This window comes from Phytomonospora sp. NPDC050363, from assembly GCF_040655735.1.
Lineage (GTDB): Bacteria > Actinomycetota > Actinomycetes > Mycobacteriales > Micromonosporaceae > Phytomonospora.
On sequence record NZ_JBFAKK010000024.1, the window covers coordinates 1 to 22,729 of the forward strand.

The 22,729-nt window shown below is 66.3% G+C and carries 22 protein-coding genes; 8 read left to right on the plus strand and 14 right to left on the minus strand.

Annotated elements, in window-relative coordinates; all coding sequences use genetic code 11:
• From AB0I28_RS37435 to AB0I28_RS37450, 4 genes are all read left to right on the plus strand, one after another.
• Window positions 1–227: hypothetical protein (locus tag AB0I28_RS37435; RefSeq protein WP_357500837.1), on the plus strand; the 227-nt coding region annotated here is incomplete at its 5' end.
• Between the two features lie 1,511 nt (window positions 228–1,738).
• Window positions 1,739–2,833, plus strand: coding sequence for an SAVED domain-containing protein (locus AB0I28_RS37440; protein ID WP_357500839.1), 1,095 nt, complete (start codon window positions 1,739–1,741; stop codon window positions 2,831–2,833).
• Window positions 2,833–3,834, plus strand: a complete 1,002-nt coding sequence (locus AB0I28_RS37445) for a cyclic GMP-AMP synthase DncV-like nucleotidyltransferase (RefSeq protein ID WP_357500841.1) — start codon at window positions 2,833–2,835, stop codon at window positions 3,832–3,834. Before AB0I28_RS37440 ends, AB0I28_RS37445 begins: the two co-directional genes overlap by 1 nt.
• 41 nt (window positions 3,835–3,875) lie before the next feature.
• On the plus strand, window positions 3,876–5,582 hold the full coding sequence (locus AB0I28_RS37450) for a ThiF family adenylyltransferase (RefSeq protein WP_357500843.1): 1,707 nt from the start codon (window positions 3,876–3,878) through the stop codon (window positions 5,580–5,582).
• A gap of 44 nt (window positions 5,583–5,626) precedes the next feature.
• Here the strand turns inward: AB0I28_RS37450 and AB0I28_RS37455 are convergent, their stop codons facing one another.
• Window positions 5,627–6,070, minus strand: coding sequence for a hypothetical protein (locus AB0I28_RS37455; protein ID WP_357500845.1), 444 nt, complete (start codon window positions 6,068–6,070; stop codon window positions 5,627–5,629).
• Between the two features lie 327 nt (window positions 6,071–6,397).
• A complete protein-coding gene (locus tag AB0I28_RS37460; RefSeq protein WP_357500847.1) occupies window positions 6,398–7,207 on the minus strand; it encodes a hypothetical protein in 810 nt (269 codons plus the stop codon).
• A 79-nt stretch (window positions 7,208–7,286) separates the two neighbouring features.
• Between AB0I28_RS37460 and AB0I28_RS37465 the strand changes: the two genes are divergently transcribed.
• From AB0I28_RS37465 to AB0I28_RS37475, 3 genes are all read left to right on the plus strand, one after another.
• On the plus strand, window positions 7,287–7,508 hold the full coding sequence (locus tag AB0I28_RS37465; RefSeq protein WP_357500849.1) for a hypothetical protein: 222 nt from the start codon (window positions 7,287–7,289) through the stop codon (window positions 7,506–7,508).
• A 159-nt stretch (window positions 7,509–7,667) separates the two neighbouring features.
• Window positions 7,668–8,036, plus strand: coding sequence for a hypothetical protein (locus tag AB0I28_RS37470; protein ID WP_357500851.1), 369 nt, complete (start codon window positions 7,668–7,670; stop codon window positions 8,034–8,036).
• Window positions 8,033–10,204 carry a CHAT domain-containing protein gene (locus AB0I28_RS37475; protein WP_357500853.1) on the plus strand — a complete coding sequence of 724 codons (2,172 nt, stop codon included), beginning with the start codon at window positions 8,033–8,035 and terminating at the stop codon, window positions 10,202–10,204. Before AB0I28_RS37470 ends, AB0I28_RS37475 begins: the two co-directional genes overlap by 4 nt.
• Window positions 10,205–10,325: 121 nt before the next feature.
• Here the strand turns inward: AB0I28_RS37475 and AB0I28_RS37480 are convergent, their stop codons facing one another.
• The 8 genes from AB0I28_RS37480 to AB0I28_RS37515 form a co-directional block, all read right to left on the minus strand.
• Window positions 10,326–12,101 (minus strand): acyl-CoA dehydrogenase, encoded by a 1,776-nt coding sequence (locus tag AB0I28_RS37480; RefSeq protein ID WP_357500855.1) that lies wholly within the window; start codon window positions 12,099–12,101, stop codon window positions 10,326–10,328.
• A 13-nt stretch (window positions 12,102–12,114) separates the two neighbouring features.
• Entirely contained in the window at window positions 12,115–13,104 is a 990-nt protein-coding gene (locus tag AB0I28_RS37485; RefSeq protein WP_357500857.1) for a ketoacyl-ACP synthase III, read from the minus strand.
• Complete coding sequence (locus AB0I28_RS37490; protein ID WP_357500859.1) at window positions 13,101–14,153, minus strand: beta-ketoacyl synthase N-terminal-like domain-containing protein; 1,053 nt, start codon at window positions 14,151–14,153, stop codon at window positions 13,101–13,103. The genes AB0I28_RS37485 and AB0I28_RS37490 overlap by 4 nt, the downstream gene beginning before the upstream one ends.
• Window positions 14,150–15,382: a beta-ketoacyl-[acyl-carrier-protein] synthase family protein gene (locus AB0I28_RS37495; RefSeq protein WP_357500861.1), complete on the minus strand. Its 1,233-nt coding sequence runs from the start codon at window positions 15,380–15,382 to the stop codon at window positions 14,150–14,152. Before AB0I28_RS37495 ends, AB0I28_RS37490 begins: the two co-directional genes overlap by 4 nt.
• A complete protein-coding gene (locus tag AB0I28_RS37500; protein ID WP_357500863.1) occupies window positions 15,379–15,621 on the minus strand; it encodes a phosphopantetheine-binding protein in 243 nt (80 codons plus the stop codon). The genes AB0I28_RS37495 and AB0I28_RS37500 overlap by 4 nt, the downstream gene beginning before the upstream one ends.
• A gap of 10 nt (window positions 15,622–15,631) precedes the next feature.
• Window positions 15,632–16,465, minus strand: coding sequence for an SDR family NAD(P)-dependent oxidoreductase (locus AB0I28_RS37505; RefSeq protein ID WP_357500865.1), 834 nt, complete (start codon window positions 16,463–16,465; stop codon window positions 15,632–15,634).
• Window positions 16,466–16,480: 15 nt separating this feature from the next.
• Window positions 16,481–17,236, minus strand: a complete 756-nt coding sequence (locus AB0I28_RS37510) for an AfsA-related hotdog domain-containing protein (RefSeq protein WP_357500867.1) — start codon at window positions 17,234–17,236, stop codon at window positions 16,481–16,483.
• Between the two features lie 82 nt (window positions 17,237–17,318).
• A complete protein-coding gene (locus AB0I28_RS37515; protein WP_357500869.1) occupies window positions 17,319–18,167 on the minus strand; it encodes an IclR family transcriptional regulator in 849 nt (282 codons plus the stop codon).
• A gap of 431 nt (window positions 18,168–18,598) precedes the next feature.
• Here AB0I28_RS37515 and AB0I28_RS37520 point away from each other — a divergent pair, with 431 nt between their 5' ends.
• Entirely contained in the window at window positions 18,599–20,290 is a 1,692-nt protein-coding gene (locus AB0I28_RS37520; RefSeq protein WP_357500871.1) for an FAD-dependent oxidoreductase, read from the plus strand.
• Between the two features lie 115 nt (window positions 20,291–20,405).
• On the opposite strand, the gene AB0I28_RS37525 is transcribed toward AB0I28_RS37520, so the two are convergent.
• The 4 genes from AB0I28_RS37525 to AB0I28_RS37540 are packed head-to-tail and all read right to left on the minus strand — an operon-like array spanning window position 20,406 to window position 22,679.
• A complete protein-coding gene (locus AB0I28_RS37525; protein ID WP_357500873.1) occupies window positions 20,406–20,858 on the minus strand; it encodes a hypothetical protein in 453 nt (150 codons plus the stop codon).
• Entirely contained in the window at window positions 20,855–21,988 is a 1,134-nt protein-coding gene (locus tag AB0I28_RS37530) for a hypothetical protein (protein ID WP_357500875.1), read from the minus strand. The genes AB0I28_RS37525 and AB0I28_RS37530 overlap by 4 nt, the downstream gene beginning before the upstream one ends.
• Window positions 21,985–22,323 (minus strand): hypothetical protein, encoded by a 339-nt coding sequence (locus AB0I28_RS37535; protein WP_357500877.1) that lies wholly within the window; start codon window positions 22,321–22,323, stop codon window positions 21,985–21,987. The genes AB0I28_RS37530 and AB0I28_RS37535 overlap by 4 nt, the downstream gene beginning before the upstream one ends.
• A complete protein-coding gene (locus AB0I28_RS37540) occupies window positions 22,320–22,679 on the minus strand; it encodes a YbaB/EbfC family nucleoid-associated protein (RefSeq protein WP_357500879.1) in 360 nt (119 codons plus the stop codon). The genes AB0I28_RS37535 and AB0I28_RS37540 overlap by 4 nt, the downstream gene beginning before the upstream one ends.
• Between the last annotated feature and the right edge of the window lie 50 nt (window positions 22,680–22,729).

The following is a 22,729-nucleotide window of genomic DNA, read 5'->3' on the forward strand; positions in this document are numbered from 1 at the left end:
GCTCCTGGGGGTACTTGCGAGGGGCAGACAAGGAAACCTCCTACACGGCCTATCAGACCATGATCAAAAGCCTCCGAGCAGCCGGGGGAACCTCAATGGGACCTGCGAACGTATTCGTCCGTGACTCCAAGGACGCCAACCATCAGGGTCACCCGGTCTTGAGTTCAGACATCATTGCCTGGGCCGGCTTCCTGGTCGATCTCAAGACACAACGGCTTGTCCGGTAGTCGAATACCCGCTCTACAAGCCCGGACGCGAGTGCGATCGAACGAACGCAAGTTCCTCTTGCACAAAGTCGTACAGCTTCCCTTCCTCTGCGCAGATGAAAAATGGGAGCGCAGCCTCACGTCCGGGCTGGTATCTGTAGAGGCACAAAAGAGCTCGTCGGTCAAACTGGTAGAATGAGTACGGCCGGTGACCCTTAAGATAGAAGATCTGCACCCGATCTCTGTACTGGCCTGTGCGCAGGCCTTTGTATGCACGGCTCGCTTCTTGTATCTTTTGCTTCACAACATCGCTCGTGTATCCGAAGATGAGCGCTAGATACTCGACGGTAGGGTCGTCCTCAGCGTCGGACAGGTAGACGCAAATCTTAGCGCCTTTATCCCGCGCTCTTTGAAGATAGCCTTGATTGGCGCGGTGCCAGCTCAGACCCCAGGCTACTACGATGTCGATTTTCCGCGCCCCTTTAAACAAACCGTCCCACTCAGGGCCGCCAGTCGCATCGACACCGATACAACGGAGGCCTGTTTGCCGAAGATCCTGTGAGAGGTGGGCGACCTCAAATACTTCGCGCGCAAAGTGCCTTTTGGCAAACGTCTCCCATACGAGCGTAAAGATGCCGAGCGCAAGGAGTACACCGCCTAGCGCATTGGCGAGTTCGCTCCAAATCCAGGTTCGCTCTACCCAATCTAGCTGCGCCAACCAGACGGCGGCCAGCCCTACCCCCGCTACACTCAAGCTGAGAATGCACGCTACTAGCGTAGTAAGCCTTCGGTACGGTGCGAGATGATGAGTCATCGGCGCCCCCGTGTGGACGCGGCCGACCAAGGTGGCCGACCTGGATTTCGAAGAGCTAGAGCCTCTACTCCATAATCGCACATGGCTCCCACACAGGGATCTTCCTCAGCGATCTCGTCCGCTCAAGATTCGTAATACGCCACTCCAGCACCACCAGCCAGCCTCGTCATCAGGCGATGCCCTCGTCGCAGGCGCGCGCGGCGAACGGAGCGTCTTGCCCGTCGATCATCGAATGATGGCGGCCACAACCACCCGGGCATCTCCGCCGCTATCTGATCTCATGGAGGGATCATGCGTGGCCGTGTCTCCATGCGTGCCAGTGCAGGGCGGGGTATCTGCCCAATCGCGCAGGCTTTTCTTCCCAAATAGCTTTCAATTCTAGAAGGTTAGTCTCCGAACAGAGCGCCGAACAGCCATGAAGGGCCTCCATACATCCGATGTGGGCTCTTCGCAGCCAGCCTAGGGTGACAGTAGTTCACTGATTACCCGTTTGATTCGGCCACCGCGGCCAGTTCGATCGGGCTCCAGGGCCCCCACAAAGGCCCGAACCTATTGATCATCTAATCATGCTCCGAAAAGTTAGGCGATCAATCCGTGACCGCCTGTGGCTCGAGAGGTGGAGGTTCCCTTGGCAATCTCCGAAGTGGAACGTCTCAAAGTCTGGGTTCGGTCGGGAGGTCGGTGCCAGATCTGCGGCACGTACCTTCTCGAGGGAAAGTTGACGTACCAGGACTTCACTCTCGGGGAACTAGCCCACATCGTGGGGCGTGACACGGCCGCCGGCTCCCCGCGCGGTCAAGATCCGCTTCCGATCCAGAAGCGTGACCGTGCCGAGAACCTCATGCTGCTATGTCGCGGCGAGCACAACGAGATCGACCGTGCAGGCGCTCTGGATCTGATGACAGTGGACCGCCTCCGCAGATTGAAGCAGCAGCGCGAGGAGTGGATCCACAGGTTGACCGGACTTCATCCAGCAGCCGGTACTGCAGTGATTCGTCTCATCGGAAGCGTTCGTGGCCACGAGGTCGAACTTACGAAGGCAACCACCGCTGAGGCCGTGATCCGGTCTGAAGGACGCTTCCCGGAGTTTCCGCTGAGCCTGCACGGCGACGGTTTCGAGGTAGACGTACGTCAGATACCTGGTGAGGATCCGGCGGACGCGGCCTACTGGCAGCAGTGCTGTCGACAGATTGATCGGGTTCTGGAGCATCGCCTGGGGGACGCTCTCAGGCAGGACGCTGTTGAGCACGTGAGCGTGTTTGGGTTCGCGCGGCTACCGCTTTTGGTCTACTTTGGATCTAAGATCGATGACACATTCGCAGTTACGATCTACCAGAGGCACCGCAGCACTCAGAGCTGGGCATGGCCAGAGTCTGATGAATCCGTTGTGGAGTTTCGCGTGGAAGCCGAGAACGGCACGCAGAAAAATAAGGAAGAAGGCGTGCTGTTGCTGAACGTCTCGGGAAGTGTCCAAGAAGCTGAACTACCTACCAGTCTTCAAGACCTTCCGCTTTGGAGGGTGAGTCCCGAAGGCGCAACGCCTTCGATTGACATCATCGCTACTATGCACACACTCGACGCTTACGCCTCCACCTTGCGATCACTCATGTCTACGCTTGAGGCTGAGCATAAACAAATCAGGCGGCTACATGTACTAGCCGCAGTGCCCGTGTCTGCCGCTCTAGCGCTGGGCCGACTCCATGATGCAAATGTGCACCCGAGTTTGGTCATTTATGACCGCAGCGATGGTAAATATACCAATGCTCTCGAACTTAAAACAAGCCCCAGCGTTCCGAATGGAGACCTCGTCTAATGCAGCTCGCCGATCACTTCAACGTACTACTGCAGGATACAGTCAACCTAAGTCAATACAAGCTCGATCTGCTGTGCGAGCGTGTCGACAACGTGTACAAGGCACTCAAGGCCGATGAGCAGATCGGTTCAATGATCATCGGCAAGATGCCGCAAGGCTCCTGGGCTCACAGAACGATCATCAACCCGGTCGGCGACAACGAGTTCGACGCGGACTTCATGCTCGATATGAGCGAATGTCCAGAGTGGACGGGCAGTCCAAAGACGTACATCGATGAGGTCTATGCTGCCTTGAAGCGCCACAAAAAGTATCGCAGTATGCCGCTATCCCGAAAGTGTCGGTGCGTCCGGCTTGTCTACTCGAACTCAATGCACCTCGATATCGTGCCGCACCTGAATTTCTCCGACGGGCGCGAGGTGATTGTGAATCGTGACGAAAACACGTGGGAGTCGACCAATCCACAGGGTTTCACGGAATGGATGAAGAACAAGGATGCCCTCGCTAACGGAAACCTTCGAAAGGTGATCCGGTTGCTGAAGTACCTGCGGGATCACAAGAACTCATTCACCGGGACTCGGTCGATTCTCTTGACTACCTTGCTTGGTGATCAGGTTCAGGAGTTCCGGAAACTCCAAGACCTCAGCTATTACAGCAACGTGCCCACCACACTGCTGCACGTGGTCAAAGACCTCGACGAGTGGCTTCAGGCGCGACCGTATAAGCCGTCCATTGCCGATCCGTCGGGTTCGGGCGTGACCTTCGATCACCGCTGGGAGCAGTCGACCTACAGCTACTTCCGCGACCGCATCCATGCTCACGCCGCAGAGATCGAGGAGGCCTACCAGGAAACCGACAAGGATCGCAGCGTGCAGTTGTGGCAAGACCTCTTTGGCGACGGGTTCAAGCCCCCCAACACCTCGTCCAGCAGCGCGAAATTCCCGGCAGCGGCAGCGGCGACGGCCACCACCTCCATAGTCGGGCGGTCAGGCCGCGCCGGATGACGAGGCGTCACCAGCTGACGGGTTGGCAGAAGCAGCTGTTGGTGGAGCTGAAGGAGTTGGCGAGGCAGCGACCGAGCGAACTACGCATCCTCCGACAGCAGCTCGACGCGGGCGGAGATGCCCTGTTTCGTGTCGGGCTCCATACAGCTGGTATCCCGCGGACCAAGGGCGGCTTGCGGATTCAAGACGATGAGGAGTTCATCCTTCGCCTTCGCTCCTCGCCGTTGCTGCCGCCAACCGTCGAAGTCGATCACTTCAGGTTCCTTGGCCACCCCCACGTGCTTCAAGGCATCCGACTGTGCATCTACCTGGATCCCTCTCGCGAATGGCAGCCGTGGCTAGGCATTGCTGGTCTTCTGACCCGTCTCTGGGATTGGCTCACGGACGCCGCGGGCGGCAACTTTGATGCCTCCACGGCCATGTACCACGCAGTTGGAGGCGTGCTCCACCAGACGGCCGGGACACCGACGATCGTGGTCCGCGATGCTGGTCCCTTGAAGCGCTACCAGGCCATCACCCTTGTGGCGCGATCAGATCACCGATTCGACCTGACTTGGTCGAAGGCGGCGCTCGGTCATCACACTTTTGCCTTCACTCTCGAAGGCGACCTGCCCTTGGGCGCAGCCACCACGTTTGCGGTGTTCCTCTCCCGGTTGGACGGCCCGGAGCAGGACGGTTTGGGTGCCGGTGCTGCTCGGGTTTCGATGCCGTCGCAGGCCTTCCTGACCATGCTGCTTGCCAGCGCGCTTCGGAACCCAGAAGGCAGCGAACAGTACTTCGTGGTCGCAGTGCCGCACCCTGTTGGCGGACCGGCTCACCTCTTGGGTGGCCGACTTCCATCTTCGACTGCCGACGATCTGCGGAGACTCGCCCGGGAACAAGGCACGGGGGTTGACCTTGCCCCAGCAAAGATCAAGACCGAGATTTTGATTGAGTGGTGCAGTATGTCCGATGAACGGCAAGAGGTCACGACGCGCCGTGACGATCGCCGGCCCGTTAACGGGTTCCTTGGCAAGAAGGTCCATGTGTGGGGATGCGGGGGGCTCGGCTCTTGGATCGCAGAGTTCATCGCACGTGCTGGAGCCACCGAGATCACGGTTTGCGATCCCGGAACGATCACCGGTGGCTTGCTCGTTCGCCAGAACTACGTTGAAGATGACATCGGCCTACCCAAGGCCGATGCCCTCGCCGCGCGCCTGCGCTCGATCAGCGACGATCTGACCGTAGCCGTCGCATCTGGGAGTATCCCGGATGCTCCGAAGACGTTTCTGGCAACCGATCTGATTGTCGACGCAACAGTCAGCAACAGCATCGCGATGTACCTCGATGCGTTTGCTGATGAACCACAGCGGAGGGCCGTGATCGCCCAGGTCTCGACCGACTCCGACTCTGGGACCTTGGGAATCGTTAATCTCTGTGCCTTGGATACGAAACTCGTCCCGTCCGAGATCGACCAAGGAGCTGGACAGGCGATCTTGGGCAACAGCAAGCTTGAGCTGTACCACCCTCTTTGGCAGGAACCGACAGACAGTGCTGAACTGGTTCCAACCCGAGGATGCTCGGTCCCGACTTTCCATGGGTCAGCCGCTGACCTTGCCGCAGTCGCCGCCACGCTGGTCAGTCTGATGGGGAGCCACCTGCACCCAGCGCAGTCGATCATCTCCGGGACACACCTTATTGCGTTGCCTCACGCGGCCCACGGCCCTCGGCACTACTTCCATCCTGCTGATGCTGGCGGCAGCGAGTAGGCCGTTCCCGCCGCCCAGGCGCCGGACAGTACCCATCGTTTGGGCTAGATTCGCTCGTTCGGGTCTCGCATCCGAACCCCTCGCTCCCGCAGCCGACTTCGCACCGTCTCCGCGTCGACCTTGAGCCGGTCGCCGATCCGCGCTAGCGACCAGCCAGCCTCGTAGAGTCGAGCCGCCTCATCGACCTGCCCAGCTGCCAGCCCTTGCATCCGCATAGCCACGCCATGCTTCTTCAAGATCCGGCCCACTGTGTTGCGATGGACCCCGAACTTTGCCCCGAGCTCGCGTGCTGTCGACCCGGCAAGGTAGCCGGCCACAACCTCCAGCTCCTGCTCAGGTGTCAGGTACTTCTTCTTGCCGGGCAAGGGTTCGATGGAGACGGCATCCGCAGGCACGGCGACCTCAGATAGATCTGGGAGCTTCCGTAGCAGCGCCTCTAGCGCCTTGAGCTCGTACTTTACGTTGTAGTGGCGTCGCCCAGGCTGCACCGAGAAGTAGCAGGTCAGAGGCCGGTTTCCCAGGATGGGGAACCGGCCTCGAGATCATTTGCCTCGACAAGGCACGTGAACGGCTGCACGCGATCCTTGTCGGCCCGACAGCCGGGCGAGCGCCCCGCGAGGCGATGATCCCGGCATCCCGCACCCGGCGAGGACCTGCCCGATCCGAGCACTTCGACTCACTCCCGGCACCAATCTCGACTACCTCGACGAGGTCGGATCCTTCGCGTAGGTGCTCGGCGCTTCGTTAAGTCTCGAGGTCGCGACCGCCACCACGGCACACGTGGCCGAGTCGCAAAGGCTGCAATCGAACCGTGTCTACTCCCCCGCCTCCACCACGATCCCGCCGAAACGCGCCTCCTGCATGTGCGCCGGGCGACCGTCGATCAGGCAGCGTCCGGTGCGCGTGACCTCGACGCACTCCTCACGCACGCCGTCGGGCGTATCCGTGTAGTGAGCGACCATGCCTCCGCTGAGGCTCACGTTCGCCCCGCTGACGGGACGCCCGGCCGAGTCGGTGGTCCGCGCGAAGCAGTGGTCGCAGACCGAGCGCGGATACCGCTCCGCGTGGACGGATGGTCGTGCGCACAGCGGGCAGGGATGCGTGTACCGGCGGCCGGGTTCGGGGCTTTCGAGGAGCTGGTCGTTGCCTGCTAGGACACGACGGCCGTCCTGCCCGGGACGCGCAAAGCGCCGGATGACGAGGAGGACGTACTCCGCGTGGTCGGCCGTCGCCGCATCCCGGGTACTCACCTCCGGATAGACCGCGATGCGGTCGGCACCGGAGGCGAACGCGGCCAGGGCGAGCCGCTGCGACGGCCCGAGCTGCTCGTCGGAGATCACGCGATGGGCGTGGGCGTGGCGAGCGAGGTGCTCAGCGATGACGCCGTCGAGCGACCAAGTGCCGTCGATCAGGCCCGCGGCCACCACGCCTTCTGGGGTGACCAGTACGTATCCGGGGACGTCGCCCCAGTCGGCGGGAACCACCTGGGTGAACGCGTAGCCTCGGCCAAACCGTGCCGCCTCCAGCTCCTCGTGCGGGTAGGGCTGGACGCTGTCCGGGTTGCGGGAACCCTGCCGGGCCAAGCGGAGGGCCTCGCCGCGAGTGAAGGGTGTCTCGGAGGTCATCGGGGCATCGTATGCACGGCGGGCCCCGGCGTGCGTGGCCACCGCACCGGCGCAACGGGCCTGGGGCATACTGCCGAGCGTGAAACTCTCGCGGCGATGGTCGGTGTTCCTGCTCCTGGTCGCGCTGTGGAACTGGGTGATCTGGCCCAGATTCGCGCTGGCGATCTGGAACGACGAGCGGTCCTGGGACGGGTCGGCGCCGACGTCGTTCCTGTACGTGCACGCGGTGCTCATCATCGGGTCGCTCGTGCTCGCGAGCACGATCGGCTGGCTCGGGGTGAAGGGGCTGCGCAGACGCTGACAGGGGGCTTCTTCGAGCCACGACCGGAGAGATCCCGCAAACGCGCGACCTTGCCCTTTCGGGAATGCGGACCTTCCCCTCCGCGGGGAGACTCGCCGCTGACATCGGCGCCGCGAAATGCTTGGCTTGTGCATCGTCCACCTGCTCTGGAGGATTCACATGGCGAGCAAGGCGATTCGGGTCGAGGTCAGCAGGGAACTCGCCGAGCTGCTCATCCGAGACGGTGTGGCGACCGAGCCCGAGGGGCGGCGAAGTTCGGGCTGGGCCCTGGTGATCGACGTCCTGACCCCCGTCACCATGGTCATCTCGCTGTTGCAGGCCCCGCAGACGTTGGCCGACGTCGCGACGCGCGTCTCTCTGCTCCTCAACAGGCCCGCGCGGTCCAGCGGGGGTCAGGGCGTACAGATCGACGCGATCGGTCCCGGCGGGCAGTTGCGGGGAACCTTCCCCAGCGGCGCGACGGTCGCCGAGATCACCGAACTCCTCGCCAAGACCGTCTTCCCGCCGTCGGACGACGGTTCGCCGTGAGTCTGCGGCGCAGGTTCGAGGCCAAGGTCACCGACTGGGTGCGCAAGGGCCTGCGGGTGCGAAGTTCCGACGAGCTGGACGGCGACGAATTGGTCGACGTGCAGGCGATCGCGCGTCTGTACCTCGTACTCCATCGCGAACCGGTCTACGAAGCCGCCCTGGATCACATCGTGCATGCCGTCGGCGCGCACTTCTCCGGCCGGGATCCGACCCCCTTGGTGCGCTGTCTGCTCGGGTGTCTGCTCGCCGAGGTCGCCGAACGGCACCGGTCGTCGAACAGGGTCCCGGAGGCCGAGCGGACGCGACACCTGGCGGACACCTGGTTCTCGGACCGGCCTTCTCGGGCCGTTCTGCTCCTCATTTCCTCCCTGGCGGGGGCGACCCGGTCGCACGAGCTGCCGGGTCTCACCACGGCCGCTCTCGTGCGCGGTCTGCTGTTCCAGCTTGAGCGCTCGACGGACGTCGGCAAGGCGAAGCTCCTCGCCGCCTGCGCGCAGGCGGCGTTCTCGATCGGCGACGGCGATCTGCTCTCCGAGGTCGTCCACCGGCTCCAAGCGGCGGCGACGTCGGCGGGGTATCGCGGTCTCGTCGAGTTCTACCGGTCCCGGATCAGCATGGCCTCGGGCAAGCTGGCGGATCGAGACGTCGCGATCGCGGCCCTCAACGCGATCATGGCGAACCTTCCGAGGTCCGACCCCGCCTACGACGCCGTCGTGAGCCTCTACGCGCGGGTGGTCGACGCGACCCGGATCTCTCCGGAGTACAGCGCCGAGGAGGGCAGCGCGATGAACCGGGCCGCGGTGGCGATGCAGCGGGAGGACTGGCCCGCGGCGGTTCGGTTGCTGGAGGAGACAGTCGCGGAGCTGGGTCCGAGTCCTCTTCGGGCGTCCATGCGGGCCTTCGCCGAGGTGTCACGGCTGGGCGAGGGCACTCTGGCGTCCACGGCCGCGCTGACGGCGTCCCTCGACCGGCTGGAACGCGACGACATATTGTCCGCACGATCGCTCATCCCGGTAGAGCAGACCTTCACGATGCTTCTCGGGCAGGCGATCGACATCTATGAGGCCGGCGACAGGTCGTCGCCCATCGCGCGGATCTCGGACTTCATGGGGGAATACCGCGGCGGTACCGCGATCGGCCGAAGCCGGAGCGAACTCGACCGGTTCCGCGGGGACGCCATGGCCGACCTGACACTGTCGGAACTGCTCACGCAGATCCACCCCGACGCCGCATCCACGCTCGACCACTTCCCGGACTACGGCAAGGTGTGGGTCGACCTCGTCAAGATGCCGAAGGCCCTGATGCTGGTCACGGTGGTGGCCGTCGCGGGATCTCCTCCGCTGGTCCGCCGGGTGCCGCTCACCAAGCAGGAGACGGCTCTGCTGATCGACTGCATGGGAGCCGAATCCGAGGACGTCGACCAGGACGCGGTCGAGCGGCTCTCCGCCTTGATCTTCGTCGACGTCCCCAGCGGCGAAGTAGGCCAGAACCTCATCGTCATCCCCGACCGCCTCACCTGGAGCCTGCCGTGGCCGAGGCTGGCGCCGCAGGGCACCAAGGAGATCTTCACGTCGATCTCCCTCCAGAGCGCCGCCAGACTCGCGCCGGTGCCCCGACGGGAGGTCGCCCGCGTCATCGGGATCTTCGACAGCCGCGGCCTTCGAGGCTCGGCACTCGAACTGTCGAGGCTGCTGGCCCTGCACGCCTCAGGAGCGATCCGGTTCACCCAGGTGCACACGATCGCCGAGCTGGCGTCAACGCTGGAGACCGGTGAGTTCGACCTGCTCACCGTCGGAGTCCACGGCGAGTCCGGCGACGGCTTCGAGTACCGGCTGCTCTTCCCCGAAGGCCCGTCGTCGCCCACCGCGCTGCTGAACATGCGCCTGCCCCCGAGGGTCGTGCTGGGCAGCTGCTGGTCGGCCAAGGCGAACGCCCGAACGGACACGCTCACCACCGCGCTGGTCTGCCTGCTGGCGGGAAGCTCACAAGTCATCGGCGGGCTCTGGGACATCAACGACGTGGTCGCCGGCGAGATGCTCGCCGAGGTCTACGACCGCTACGCCGAAGGCCTTCCCCTCGCCCGGGCCATGCGGAACGCGCACCTCGGTCTGAGCGACACGCGGCAGCGGCTCTCCGGAGGGCTCACCATCTTCGGGCGACCCGACTAGATCGACGTCAGGCGCGGCGCTCGACGTCGCTTCCGTGCGCCTGTCGGCGGCTCTTCCTCCGACAACGCCCGTCAGAACGCGCCGTACACCCCGACCAACGCGCCGCACCGGTTCGTCGGCATCACGCCGGCGGAGCCGGTGCCGCCGTGCGGCGCCCACCGAGCAGGATCTCGAGGTAGTCGCCTTCTCCGGCAAGGATCGGGCTGAGGTGCCGGGGCGGGATCGCGAAGGCGTCAACGGTGGCCAGAGCCGTCTCGACGAGGGCATCGGCGAGGCGGAGGCGAGCGTGTCCCGCCGCCTTGACCTGATCGGGAGTGCCGGCGCCGGTTCGCAGGATCTCACCGGCGCGGCGATCGATCCAGGTGCAGGCGTGGAACGCGGCCAGCCGGGACATGCCTTCGCGGTCGGCGGGATCGGCGGCTTGGACGGCGTCGGTGAAGGCCTGGAGAACGACGCGGTCGGCGTAAGCCGTCGCGGCGCGCAGCGCGAGGTCGAGGTGGTCGTTCCAGGCGGTGAACTCGTCCTCGCCACGACCGCGGGCCGCGTTGAGCCCGGCGGCCAGGCTCGTCCTCAAACGGTTCTCGGTGGCGGTGGCGAGCAACAGCCACCCCTGCGGCTCGGTGATGTCCACATCGGCCGTGTCGGGGGCCGGATGATCGCCGTCGGCGATCATCGTACGGGCGGTGTCGAGGAGTATGAGCTGGTTGTCGCCTCCGGCGGAGACGTAGGCGTCGAGGAGGCCGTGGTAAGCCGTGTACCGGTTCGTCGCCACGCTCGCCATTGCTCCGCATCGGGCCCGGCATGTGCCGACCAGATTCAGGGCGGTGTCAACGGCTGTCGCCTTGAGCAGGGGAAGTTCTAGGTCCACCGCGGACCACGGCGCCCACCCCATCCCGGTGTCCCCCGTGCGGGCGGCCGCGATGTCGGGCTGTTCGAACCGCTCGGTGATCACGGTCAACGCGACGCTGTCGGCGAGAGCGGCGAACAGCGCCAGCTGCTGGTTGCGGAAGGCGATCACCGGTGAGTCCGGAGCAAGCGGGCCCGCGGTGGTTCGACGGTAGGAGTACCGAAGCGCCATGGTCACCGCGGCCCGGGAGATCCCCGCCGAGGCGGCGACGATCGCGCGCCATACCGGGCGGCTCATCGCCAGGGAACGCCGGAGCCGGCCGGCGATGGAACCCTCCGGGTCGGTGAAGGTCCCGTGCTCGTCGATCGCGGCCTCGCCGCGCAGCCAGTGCCCGTAGGGAACGGGGACATGGTCGAAGGTGACGGTGGCGTAGTCATGCGGAAGGCCGGTGGCTTCTTCGGTGGGTTCGATGGCCACGCCCGCCCGTACGCCCTCATCGGTCCGGACGTCGAGGTGGAACGGGAACACCCCTCCGTCACGACCGTCGACGCGCAGTCGGGCGAAGACGACCGCGGTCTTAGGTGTGGCGGAATCGGCGGCGGCGGGGAACTTGGCGGCGGCGGGTTCCGGCGTGTGGAGAATGAACCGGCGGCCGTCGTGGTCATAGATCGCCTCGGTGGCCGTCGCGAGGTGACTGCCGCTGCGGCCGGCCTCGGTCAGTAGCAGCACGCCGACGCTGTCCATCTTTTCGAGCCGGCTGAGGCAATCGGCGGTCTCGGGGTTGCCGGCGCCGAGATCGGTCACAAAGCCGAGGCACAGCGGGTAGTGCAGGATCATCGCGTGGAAGAGGACCGGGTCGACGACGGCCGCCGCTGCGAACAGCGCGTTCATGCGCGCGCGGTCGATGAGCAGCGCGGCGCCTGAACCGATCGCCGCGTTGACGTGACGAAGGCGCTCGTATGTGAGGCGGTGGCGTTCGGCCGCGGTCAGACCGGGGCGCTGCTCGAACAGCTCGTTGTCGAAGATCCGCCAGACGGAGTCGATTGGCATGGTCATCCTTCCTTCAGGGCGCCCAGCGCAAGAGGGCGCTGCCCCAGGTCATTCCGGCGCCGACGGCGATGGCGAGGATCCGGTCCCCCGGTTTGATCCGCCCGTTCCTCTTTGCCTCGGCCAGCGCGGACGGGATGGAGGCGGCGCCGATGTTCCCGAGCGTCTCGCCGATGATCACGACTCGTTCCATGGGCAGCCCGATCTCGCCGGCGAACCTCTGCAGTGCGCGCGGATTCGGCTGGTGCGGGACCAGGAGGTCGATGTCATCGAGGGTGAGTTCATGGTCGTCGAGGACCTGGTCGACCAGCCGGGGAAAGCGGTCCTCCATGACGCCGCGCACGGCGCGGCCGTCCATGGTGATGTGGTGCGCCCCGCTGTCGACGGACTCGCGGCTCGACGGAAGGCGGCTGCCGCCCGCCGGGATGAGGACGTGGTCGGCGAGGGTCCCGTCGGCGCCGAGTGTGACCGAAGCGATGCCGTATCCATCGGGCACGGCCGACACGACGGTCGCACCGGCGCCGTCGCCGAAAAGGACGGCCGTGGCACGGTCGCGCGGGTCGAGGAAACGGGTGTAGACCTCGACTCCGATGACGAGCGCACAGGCGGCCGGGGACTCGGCGGCGAGCCAGTCCCGTGCGACTCGCAGGCCGTAGAGGTAGCCGGCGCAGGCGGCGCCGACATCGAGAACCGCGATGTCCCTGACGCCGAGCAGCGCCTGGACGCGGCAGGCGGTGGACGGGCCCAGCTCATCGGGCGTGGAGGTGCCGACGATGATCAGCCCGATCTCGCCGATGTCTCGCCCGGCGTCGGCCAGCGCTCGCCGAGCCGCTTCCGCGGCGAGGTCGGAGGAGGCGTGCGCGGGCGGCGTCCGCCGTCGCTGCCGAATGCCCGTATAGCGCTCGATCCAGTCGGGATCCACGTCCAGCTCGGCGGCGATCTGGTCGTTTCCGACCACGAGGTCGGGCGCGAAAGCTCCGACGCCGGTGATCCCCCAGGCCGTCACGACCCGCACCGCACCACGAGCGCCGACGCGAGTCCGTACCTGTCGATCGAGGTGACGACGATCGGCCGACCGCTGGACTCGGGGCTGCCGGCGGCCAGTTCCAGCAAGGCGAGCAGCTGGAATCCGGCGCTCGCCGCCGAGGTGTCGCCGACTGCCTCGTGTGCCCTGATCCGGCGCGATCCGGCCGGACCGAAGACCTCTCGAAGTGCACGGTTCTCGCCTTCTTCGAGACCGTCCAGGGCGCCGTTCCCGGCGACGGCCCACACCTCGCCGGGCGGTACACCCGCGTCCCGGACGGCGCTTCGGATGCACCGGGTGATGCCCTCCTCGGGGGCATCGAGCTCGCAGAGTTCGGTGCGGGCCGCCAGGAGGCTCGGCCGTGCGGGGTCGATGCGGCGCGACAGGTGGAACATCACGCAGCCCTCGGCGACGGGGATCGACTCGACACATGCGGCACGCGCCCGCCATTCGAGCCAAGCCCGCTGAGGGCTGTCCTCCTCGCTCGCGCCGCACAGCACGTGCTCGGCGCGACCCGACCGGAGCATTCGTGCCGCGTAGATCAGGCCGAGCGCGACGGCGTTGCGGCCGCCGGCGACGGTGACGTTGGGTCCGGTGATCTCGTGCCAGATCGCGCACTGACCGGCCGCGTAGTTCATGACCGTGACCGGGAACTTCCCCGGATTCACCAGGTACGGCTTGGCACCGGACAGCGTGGAGGCGGTGAAGTCCATGATGGAGCCGACGCTGCCGGTGGTCGTGCCGAGGATGACCGCCGTGCGGGCGCGGTCGAGGTCGGGCCCGGCGGCCTTGAGAAGGCGACCGGTTGTCGCGATGGCCAGGCTCGTCGCGCGGTCCATGCTGCGCGTGCCCCTGGCGCCGAGTTCAGCGCGGACATCGAAACCGGCGGCGCGGAAGACGCCGGGCGGTGGGGTTCGGGGAGGGTCGTGCTGAGCGATCGGCGACCGGCCGGACTCCCTCGCCGCCGCAACGGCGCCGGGTTCGGATCCGAGCACCGACCAGGACGCCGACCCGTCGATGCCGAGCCTCACGCGGGGGCCTCCTCTCGTGAAGACGGCCGGCGCAGGAGCAGGACGGCGTTGTTCCCGCCGAAGGCCAGCCCGTTGTTCTGGACGATGTCGAGCGGTGCGGGCCTGCCGACGTTCGGCACACAGTCGATCGGACACTGCGGGTCGGTGCGGATGTGGTTGATGGTCGGGGGCAGAAACCGTGCTTCGAGGGCGATGATCGCGGCGATCGCGGCGATCGCGCTGGCCGCTCCCATCGCGTGGCCGATCATCGACTTGATGGAGATCGTGGGCGGTGGCCGGTCACCGAAGACCTGTCGAATCGCGGCGACCTCGGTGACGTCGTTGACCGGGGTGCCGGTCCCGTGCGCCGAGATCAGGTCGACGTCCCCGGCTTCGATTCCGGCGTCGTCGTGCGCCAGTCGTATGCACGCCGCCACGCTGTCGCTGTCGGGGGCGACCGGATGCCTGGCATCGCAGCCGACACCGAAGCCGATGACTTCGGCGTGGACGGTCGCATCGCGGGCCCTGGCGTGTTCGAGGTCTTCGAGGACGAGAATCCCGGCGCCCTCACCGGTGAGGATGCCGCTGCGATGGGCGTCGAAGGGGCGGCAGGCGTCGGCGGCGATGGTGCCGACTCGGTAGAAGCCGCTGAACAGCTTCCGCGACAGTGCCTCCGCACCGCCGCACAGGGCCACATCGGCGTCCCCGCAGCGGATGGCGTCGAAGGCGTATCCGATGGCGTAGTTGCCCGCCGCGCATGCGGTGCCGATCGGTACGGGCTCGATGGAGGCGAGCCGCAGGTCCCTGGCGATGCTCAGCGGAAGCTGCACGGGCGAGTACCGGCGCGCTTCTTCGATCCCCACGGTGTTGAAACCGGCCATGGTCCTGGCGGTGAGGTCGTCGAGTTCGGCCGCCTCACCATCGCAGGTTCCCACCGCGATCGGGACTCGCTGCCGGCGGAGGTCTTCCGGTGTCAACCGCGCGTCGGCGAGGGCGAGCCCAGCCGCGGCGACGGCGAATCCGGCGGCGCGGCCGATCGAGTGCGGATCGACGTGCTCGCACCACTCGCGTGGGTCGAAGTCGGCGATTTCGCAGGCGTCGGCATGGTCGAATCCGGTGGTGTCGAAGGAGGTGATCGGGCGCTGGCCGCTGCGGCCGGACAGTATCGCCTTCCCGAACGCGTCTCGTCCCACTCCGATGCAGCTGACCGGACCGAGTCCCGTGACCACCACGCGCCGGCGCGGCGTCACCGACCTTCCTTGTCGAGCAGGGCGAAGATCTCTGCGAGGGTGACCGGCGGCTGTGTGGGGTCCATGGCGAGGCCGTAGTCGGATTCGAGCACGGCCGCGACTTCTGCGAGCGTGAGGGAGTCGGCGTCGAGATCGTCCTGGAAGTGGGTCGTGGGGGTCAGCTGGTCCGCTTCGACTTCGAGGATGCCAGCGATCAGTTCGGTCACCTCGGCCAGGCGGGTCTCGTCAACGCTTGTCATCGCGTGATCCTCAGTCTCTGGTGGAGATTCGTCCGAGAGGGAGCAGGCCCGTGAGGGCGGAGCCTCCAGGTTGGGCCAGCAGTCCGCCGTCGAGGGTCAAAACAGCACCGGTGACAAGGGCGGATGCCTCTGCGGCCAGGTACACGGCGGCACCGGTGATGTCCTCGGGGCTGCCCCAGCGGTGCAGTGGCACGTCGCCGGTGAGGGCGGCCGACACGTCGGGGTGACCGGAGAACTTCTCGGTGAGGTCGGTGGTGACCCAGCCGGGGGTCAGGGCGTTCACGCGCACGCCGTGCTGAGCCCACTCCACCGCCAGGGACCGCGTCAATGAAACCGTCGCGGCCTTCACCGCCGCGTAATGCGACAGCATCGGCACACCGGCGAGGCCGGCCGCCGACGACATGTTGATCACCGATCCGCCGGCAATGGAGATCAGGTGCGGCGCGATCCGCCGCAGTACCCGGACCGTGGAGATGAGGTTGCCGGTCCAGACCTGGGCCCAGTCCTCGTCGGTGAGTTCCAGGAAGGGGCCGACGTGCGACATTCCACCGGCGTTGTTGACCACAATGGACAGGCCTGGGAAGCGTTGCAGCGCCTGTTCGACGGAGGCGTCGATCTGTGCGGGATCCTCGAGGTCGCAGGTGAGCACGAGAGCCTCCCGGCCCGCCTTCTTCACCTCGGCCGACACGTCGTCGAGCAGGTCGGTGTCGCGCGCCAGAAGCGCCACGTCGGCGCCGGCACCGGCCAGCGCCAAGGCCACCGCGCGCCCGATTCCACGCGACGCGCCGGTGATCAGCGCGCTCTTACCGTTGAGCCCGAAGGCATTGAGAGAGTCGGAGGGCATGAAGGTGGTCCTTCCTCAGATAGAGGGATCGTCGGTCTCATCCGGGCCGAACGCGAGCGCCCTGTCCAACTGGGACCTTTCGGTCGCGCGCAGGACCGCCACGTCGAAGGCCCTCGACCGAAATTCCATGGTCATCGTCGGGCGCCCCGACTGGCTGATCGTGGTGAGCAGGTCCAGCTCCAGGTACTTCCCGTCGGCGTCTCCCATGCCGTTCACGAGCAGCGTCAGCGTCGCGGGGAGCGGGAACAAGAACGCGAGGAAATTGATCGTCGTCGTGGACGTGACGAAGGCGTACTCCGAACCGGGTGGCGAAAGGTATTGAGCCGTCACCGCCATCGCCATCTGCAAGCACGCCTCGACTTCCAGCATGCCCGCGACATGGCGGGCGCCGTTGTCCCGATCGATGAGCATCACATTGTGGGGGTGGATCACCAGCTCGGCGGTGAACTCCTTGTCACCGCTTTGCCGCAAATCGGAAACGAGCACGTTGGCGACGTTGTCCTTATAGGTTCCGATCGTGGCCGGCACGGACTCACGCCATTGGGATGACGCCCTCAGATCACGAGGGCGGCAATGATGCGCGACTTCCTGCGATAATTCTGCGTAGTCCGCCTCAAGAAGCCCTTGTCCCGGTAGCAGCTCCACACCGGAGTCCGCTCCATTACCACGCGCTTCCATATCAGCGGACAGTCGTTTCGGCGTCGTCACACGGTCGCCGTCGGCGAAGCACTCGAACGGTTCGCCGACAAGGTAAATTCGTCGAGCGGCCATGGGTACAAGGCTAAAGCCCGCCGGCTTCGGGTCCACTCGTTGCGGCGTCCTGTCCTGCCACACGGAACGGTTTTCGGCCGGGTCACGGTTGACCGAGGGACACCGCACGGCCGGCCGCGAGGGCGACGCGGCGCAGTTCCACTTCCTCACGCGGGCTGAAGTCCCGAGCTCGGTCGGCCAGCGCGATCGCGCCCAGGGGTCTGCCGTTCGAACGCAGCAGCGGCGCGGCGGCACCGCAGACTCCGAGGATGTGTTCCTGCCGGTCGAAGGCCAGTCCCCGACTCCGCGCCGCATGGAGTTCGAGCCGCAGGCGGTCGGCGTCGGTGATCGTGAACCGCGTCAGCGCGTTGAGGTTCCCCGAACGGAGGAACCGGCGCCTCAAGTCGGTGTCGAAAGCGAGAAGGACCTTCCCACTGGCGGTGCAATGTGGAGGAACAACGCTCGCGGTGCACAAGGCGATTCTCGAGTAGGCGTGGGAGTGGACACTGTCCAGGACGAGAACTCCCTGTTCGGTGGCCACGGACAGATAGGCCGCCCGCCCGGTGGACTCGTAGAGTTCGAGGAGGAACGGCTTGACGACCTTCACGAGCTGCCCGTAACGCAGCCGCCCGGGCCGGGTCCAGATCGTCCCCGCCGCCAGGGCGTATCCACTCTCGACACGATGAACGACACCGGCTTCCAAGAGAGTGATCAGCAAGCGATGCACGGTCGACTTCGTGATGCTCGTGGCTCTGGCGAGTTCGGACACGCCCATCGGGCCTGTGAAGCTCCCCATCTCCCCGATCAGCACGAGAATCTTCTCGGCCGCGGTGAACTCTCCTGCCAACTCGGTCCTCCGGTGCGAAATAGGCATGGCGGTCCCCAATAACAAATGCAAGGGTATCGACAGAAAATGGGTTGACAATGTCAAGAAACCGACATGCCGAGCCATCCGCAGACCTTTTCCACGGGCGAAACAGATATCGACATCCAGCTGAGTTGGGGTCCGCTGACTGTGCACTTCACCAATACATTGAGGAGGTCGCACTGTGTCGAACGGTTAGCGTCAGCTCGCGGACGCGCGCAGGGCAGCGCGTGAAACCGGCCGTCCCGCCGAGGTGGACGCGGAGGCCGCGTGGCGACTGTGCACCCGAGGCGTCGCTCGGGCAGAGTCAGCCGGCCCGCAAGCAGTAGGCCGGGCAGCGTCCTGCGCGCTTCACCGTGTCCGTTTCAAGGTATGTGGTCTTGCTTCGGCGCGGGTGTTCCGGCCCAAGTTCGCCAGTCAGAGATCCGACACCGCCCGAAACCGCCATGCATCGATACATTTACCTCGAACAAGGTCATGATCCACTGGCCAGCCGACGACGCCAGGAGGAGACGACCTTGAACGAAGCACACAACGCCAGTCGCCGACGGTTCCTCACCGGTGCCGCCGCGACGGCCGGAGGCATGCTCGCGGCGATGACCGGTTTGGGACCGACCGACGTGCCCGCCGCCGCGACCGGCCGGCCTCGGGCGCCCGAGGCCGTCGGGACCGGTAAGACCGTCCTGGTGCTCGGCGCCGGCATCGCCGGGCTGACCGCCGCGTACGAACTCGCCAAGCAGGGCTACACCGTCGAGGTCCTCGAAGCGCAACAGCGCGCGGGCGGCCGCAGCCTCACCGCCCGGACCGGCAGCGTGGTCACCGAGGTCGAAGGCGACGGCCGGCTGACGACGCAGAAGTGCGTCTTCGACGAAGGTCTCTACCTCAACCTCGGGCCGGGCCGGATTCCCTACCACCACCGCCGCGTCCTGCGGTACTGCACCGATCTCAAGGTGCCGTTGGAGGTGTACGTGCCCGAGACCGCCGCGAACCTCGTGCGGACCGAACGCGGCTTCGGCGGCACCGCCCAGATCAACCGCCGCGTCACCCACGACACCCGCGGGCACCTCGCGGCGCTGCTGTCGAAGGCCGTCGAACGCGGTGCCCTCGACACCGAGCTGAGCCCGCAACGGCGGACGAGGCTGCTCAGCCTGCTCGCCTCCTTCGGCGACCTGCCGCGCGACAAGACCGGCAAGCCGCTGGGCTCTGACTACAACGGCTCCACCCGCTGCGGGTACCTCGACCCGCTTGACGTGCACAACACCCTCAAACCGATGACACCGCTGGACCTGCGCGAGATCATCGACGCCGACTACTGGCTCACGAACTACCACCAGCCCATGGACCACCTGTGGCAGTCGACGATGTTCCAGCCGGTAGGCGGCATGGACCAGATCGCCGAAGGGTTCCTGCGCGCCCTCACCGCCTTGAAGGTGCCGGTGACCTACGGCGCAGTGGTGACCTCCATCGACGTCAAGGCCGAAGCCGCCGGGTCGGCGGTGTTGGTGGGCTGGAGCGTGCAGGGCCGGCCCGTCACGCCCCGCAGGGTCGACTACTGCCTGAGCAGCATCCCCTTCCCCGTGCTGCAGACGATCAAGACGAACTTCTCGCCCACCTTCGACGCCGCGGTCAAGACCGCGCGCTTCGCTCCCGCCTGCAAGGTGGGCTGGCAGGCCAACTCGCGCTTCTGGGAATCCGACGACAACCAGATGTACGGCGGCATCAGCCGCGTCGACCACCTCATCACGCAGGTCTGGTATCCCTCCTACGACTACTTCACCGCCAAAGGAACCCTCACCGGCTGCTACAACTCCTACGAGAACGCCACCAGGCTCGGCGCCCTCCCCCATGAGAAGCGCCTCGAGACCGCCCGCGAAGGAGGCCGTCTCCTGCACAAGGAGTTCGGCGACGACACCGTCATTCCCAACCGCCAGGGCATGTCGATCGCCTGGCACAAGGTGCAGTACCAGCTCGGTGGCTGGGCCGACTGGATCGACACTCCCGCCGACCGCGTCGCCTACGGCAGGCTCCTGGCCCCCGACGGCCGCTTCCACATCATCGGCGACCAGGTGTCCCCGCTCCCCGGCTGGAAGGAGGGCGCCATGATGTCGGCGCAGTACGTCGCCGGTCAGGTCATGGGCCTGGAGAGCACGGACGTGCCGAAGGTACGGCAGGCACCTGACTCACGGGCGCTGACCACCGGGCGGATCTGAGCGGTAGGTGGGCGGCGGCGACGCCGCCCACCCGGCCGGGCCGCCGCCACGAAAGCGCGCAGGACTGCTGAGGAGTTGGCGGTATCGGTGACGGCACCGAGGAATCCGCGTCCGATCAGGGGGCCGCGGGCAGATCCGGTCGTGACGAGATCGGCTCCAGGGCGCGCACGACGATCAGCCGTCCCTCGTCGGCCTCGTCGCCGTCGACGAGAACCTCCCCGTGGTCGCCCGCGGGGCCGACCAGGGTCCAGTGGTCCGGAGGCCGCCCCGCCGTGGAGAGCAGGGCGGAGGTGTTCAAGGCTCGGCACAGCTCGGCGGCCAGGTCGCGTTCGGGAATGTCGCCGTTGGCCCGGGCGAAGACCGGATCTCCCTGGAACTCGATGCCGAAGCCGACCGAGGAGATCCGTTCGATCATCACGTACGGATCCGGTCCGGGATGCCGGTACAGCTGGTGGGGATCACCGACGTAGATGCGCTCGCGTTCGACGTTGTAGCTGCCGACGAGCACCGCGGTCAGTTCGTCGATCGCCAGGTCGCCGGCGAAGTGGATGTCATAGTCCACGCTCATTCTCCGCCCTTGTAGTCCTTGTGGTGCTTGTAGATCTCCAAGGCGCGACGCCAGGAGGCATCCATGTCGGGATGGTTGCGGCTGGCCCGCTCCCAGTTGTGGCGGGCGGTCTCCAGATCGCCCTTGGAGCCGATGATGGTCTGCAGCGCCTTGTACTCGCCCCGGTTGAGCTTTTCGAAGCCGTCGCCGGTGGCCGGGAAGAGGGTACCGTTCGGCTCGAACCCGTAGATGCGTCCATTGACCTCGTACCTGCTGGTCTGAGGATTCCACACGGCCTTGCCGTCCTTGATGTCCTGGAGATCCTTCTTGGCGTCCACCCACGGCAGGACGACGGTGTTCTCAGCCCCGACAACGCTCTTCGGTTTTATCCGGTTCAGGTGGTGCCGGTCATGGAACTTGCGCGGTTCGGTGTGCTTGGCGGGGCCCGCGGGCTCCTTCTTGCCGCCGCCGGGACTCCTCATCTTGAGCTTCTCGATGAGGTCCTTGAGGCCCTTGAGGGTCTCGATGAAACCCCGTAGCGCTTCGGAGAGCTTCCGCAGCACACCGGTGATCTTGGCGAGCCAAACCGCCACGGCCGCCAGGGCGAGAACGAGGATCGCGGCCTTGGCCGTGGCCAGATTTCCGCCTTCCTCGGCCAGCCAGCCGGGCAGCTTCGCGACGAGTTCGCCGACCGCGGCGGCGACGAAACCCCACACATCCTCGCGGGCGGCGGCGACGACCACCCCGCCCGCCACGGAGACGGCCGCCATCGCGCGGGCGGCGTCCCCGACGCCCTCCGAGGTGATGGCGTTCTCCCGCGTGAAGTTCTGGAAGGCCAGCGCCGCCGGCCCCACCCATCCACCGACGGCCGACGTGGAGGCGCCCCGGTATTCGGAGGCCGCCGCCAGCGCGGTCGCCGAGATCCGCGTCCAGCGTTCGGCGAAGGCGGTGATGGCCTCGGGTACGCCTTCGAGCTTGTCGAGGGGTTCGCGGAGATGGCGTAAGTACGGTGTCAGCCAGCCGTGGCCGCTGGACTCCAAAGGCGCGAAAGGCCGGTGGTCGACGCCCAATGGATGCAGGCGGCCGGCGGCGGCCGGGCCGATGTCGGTGCCCTTGATGTAGGAGTCGAAGGCGGCGAAGAGATCGGTCACCGGCGCCGTCCTGTCCGCGAGCCGAGCCCGTCACCGAGCCCGTCCATACTGTTCGAGACCTTGGCGTCGATCTCCCGGTAGTCGGCGAGGATGCTCTCGACCGCCTCGGCGGTCCGCAGGAAGTTGCTCGCCTGCTCCTCCAGCGCTCCGGAGATGGCGCCCTGCACCTCCGACAGCGCCTGCGGGACCGCGCGCCCGATCACGCTGTACGCGGTCCCGTCGATGTCGGCGCCGGCGGCACCGTTCTGGGCTTCGCCGGTGCGCTGTGCGGCCGAGCGCAGCTTCTCGGCGATTTCGGCCATCGCCGCGTAGTCGATCTCGAAGACGCCGCTCATCGCGCGACCTCCCTCGGGAAGCGATCGCGGTAGCTGTCGGCGATCTCCCTGGCGGCTTCGGTAGCCGGGCCGGACACCGCCGCGGCCAGTTCCGCCACGGCGTCGGCGATGTCGGCGCGCGCCAGGCGAGTCGCCGACAGAATCCGCTCGGCGAGGTCCTCGGGTGGGCGAGTCATGGCCTGCCGGGTGAGGCGCAGGTCCCGCAGGAGGCCGCCGCTGTCGACCGACACCGTCACCAGCCGGCCCGGATCGGAGGCGCTGGCGGTCAGGGTGGAGATGTCCACGGCGAGCCGTCGCGTGGTCTCGGTGAGGGCGGCCGCGTCGCGCTGCCAGGCGTCCAGCCAGGTGTCGTCCATGTCAATGTGCTCCGTAGTCGGCGAAGCCTCACCGTACTGAAAACGGATGC

Coding starts and splice junctions, on each gene's coding strand:
- AB0I28_RS37500 (WP_357500863.1), bottom strand. CDS start 15,621: ATGACAAGCGTTGACGAGACCCGCCTGGCCGAGGTGACCGAACTGATC.
- AB0I28_RS37445 (WP_357500841.1), top strand. CDS start 2,833: ATGCAGCTCGCCGATCACTTCAACGTACTACTGCAGGATACAGTCAAC.
- AB0I28_RS37480 (WP_357500855.1), bottom strand. CDS start 12,101: ATGCCAATCGACTCCGTCTGGCGGATCTTCGACAACGAGCTGTTCGAG.
- AB0I28_RS37515 (WP_357500869.1), bottom strand. CDS start 18,167: ATGGCTCGGCATGTCGGTTTCTTGACATTGTCAACCCATTTTCTGTCG.
- AB0I28_RS37470 (WP_357500851.1), top strand. CDS start 7,668: ATGGCGAGCAAGGCGATTCGGGTCGAGGTCAGCAGGGAACTCGCCGAG.
- AB0I28_RS37535 (WP_357500877.1), bottom strand. CDS start 22,323: ATGAGCGGCGTCTTCGAGATCGACTACGCGGCGATGGCCGAAATCGCC.
- AB0I28_RS37460 (WP_357500847.1), bottom strand. CDS start 7,207: ATGACCTCCGAGACACCCTTCACTCGCGGCGAGGCCCTCCGCTTGGCC.
- AB0I28_RS37540 (WP_357500879.1), bottom strand. CDS start 22,679: ATGGACGACACCTGGCTGGACGCCTGGCAGCGCGACGCGGCCGCCCTC.
- AB0I28_RS37525 (WP_357500873.1), bottom strand. CDS start 20,858: ATGAGCGTGGACTATGACATCCACTTCGCCGGCGACCTGGCGATCGAC.
- AB0I28_RS37510 (WP_357500867.1), bottom strand. CDS start 17,236: ATGGCCGCTCGACGAATTTACCTTGTCGGCGAACCGTTCGAGTGCTTC.
- AB0I28_RS37505 (WP_357500865.1), bottom strand. CDS start 16,465: ATGCCCTCCGACTCTCTCAATGCCTTCGGGCTCAACGGTAAGAGCGCG.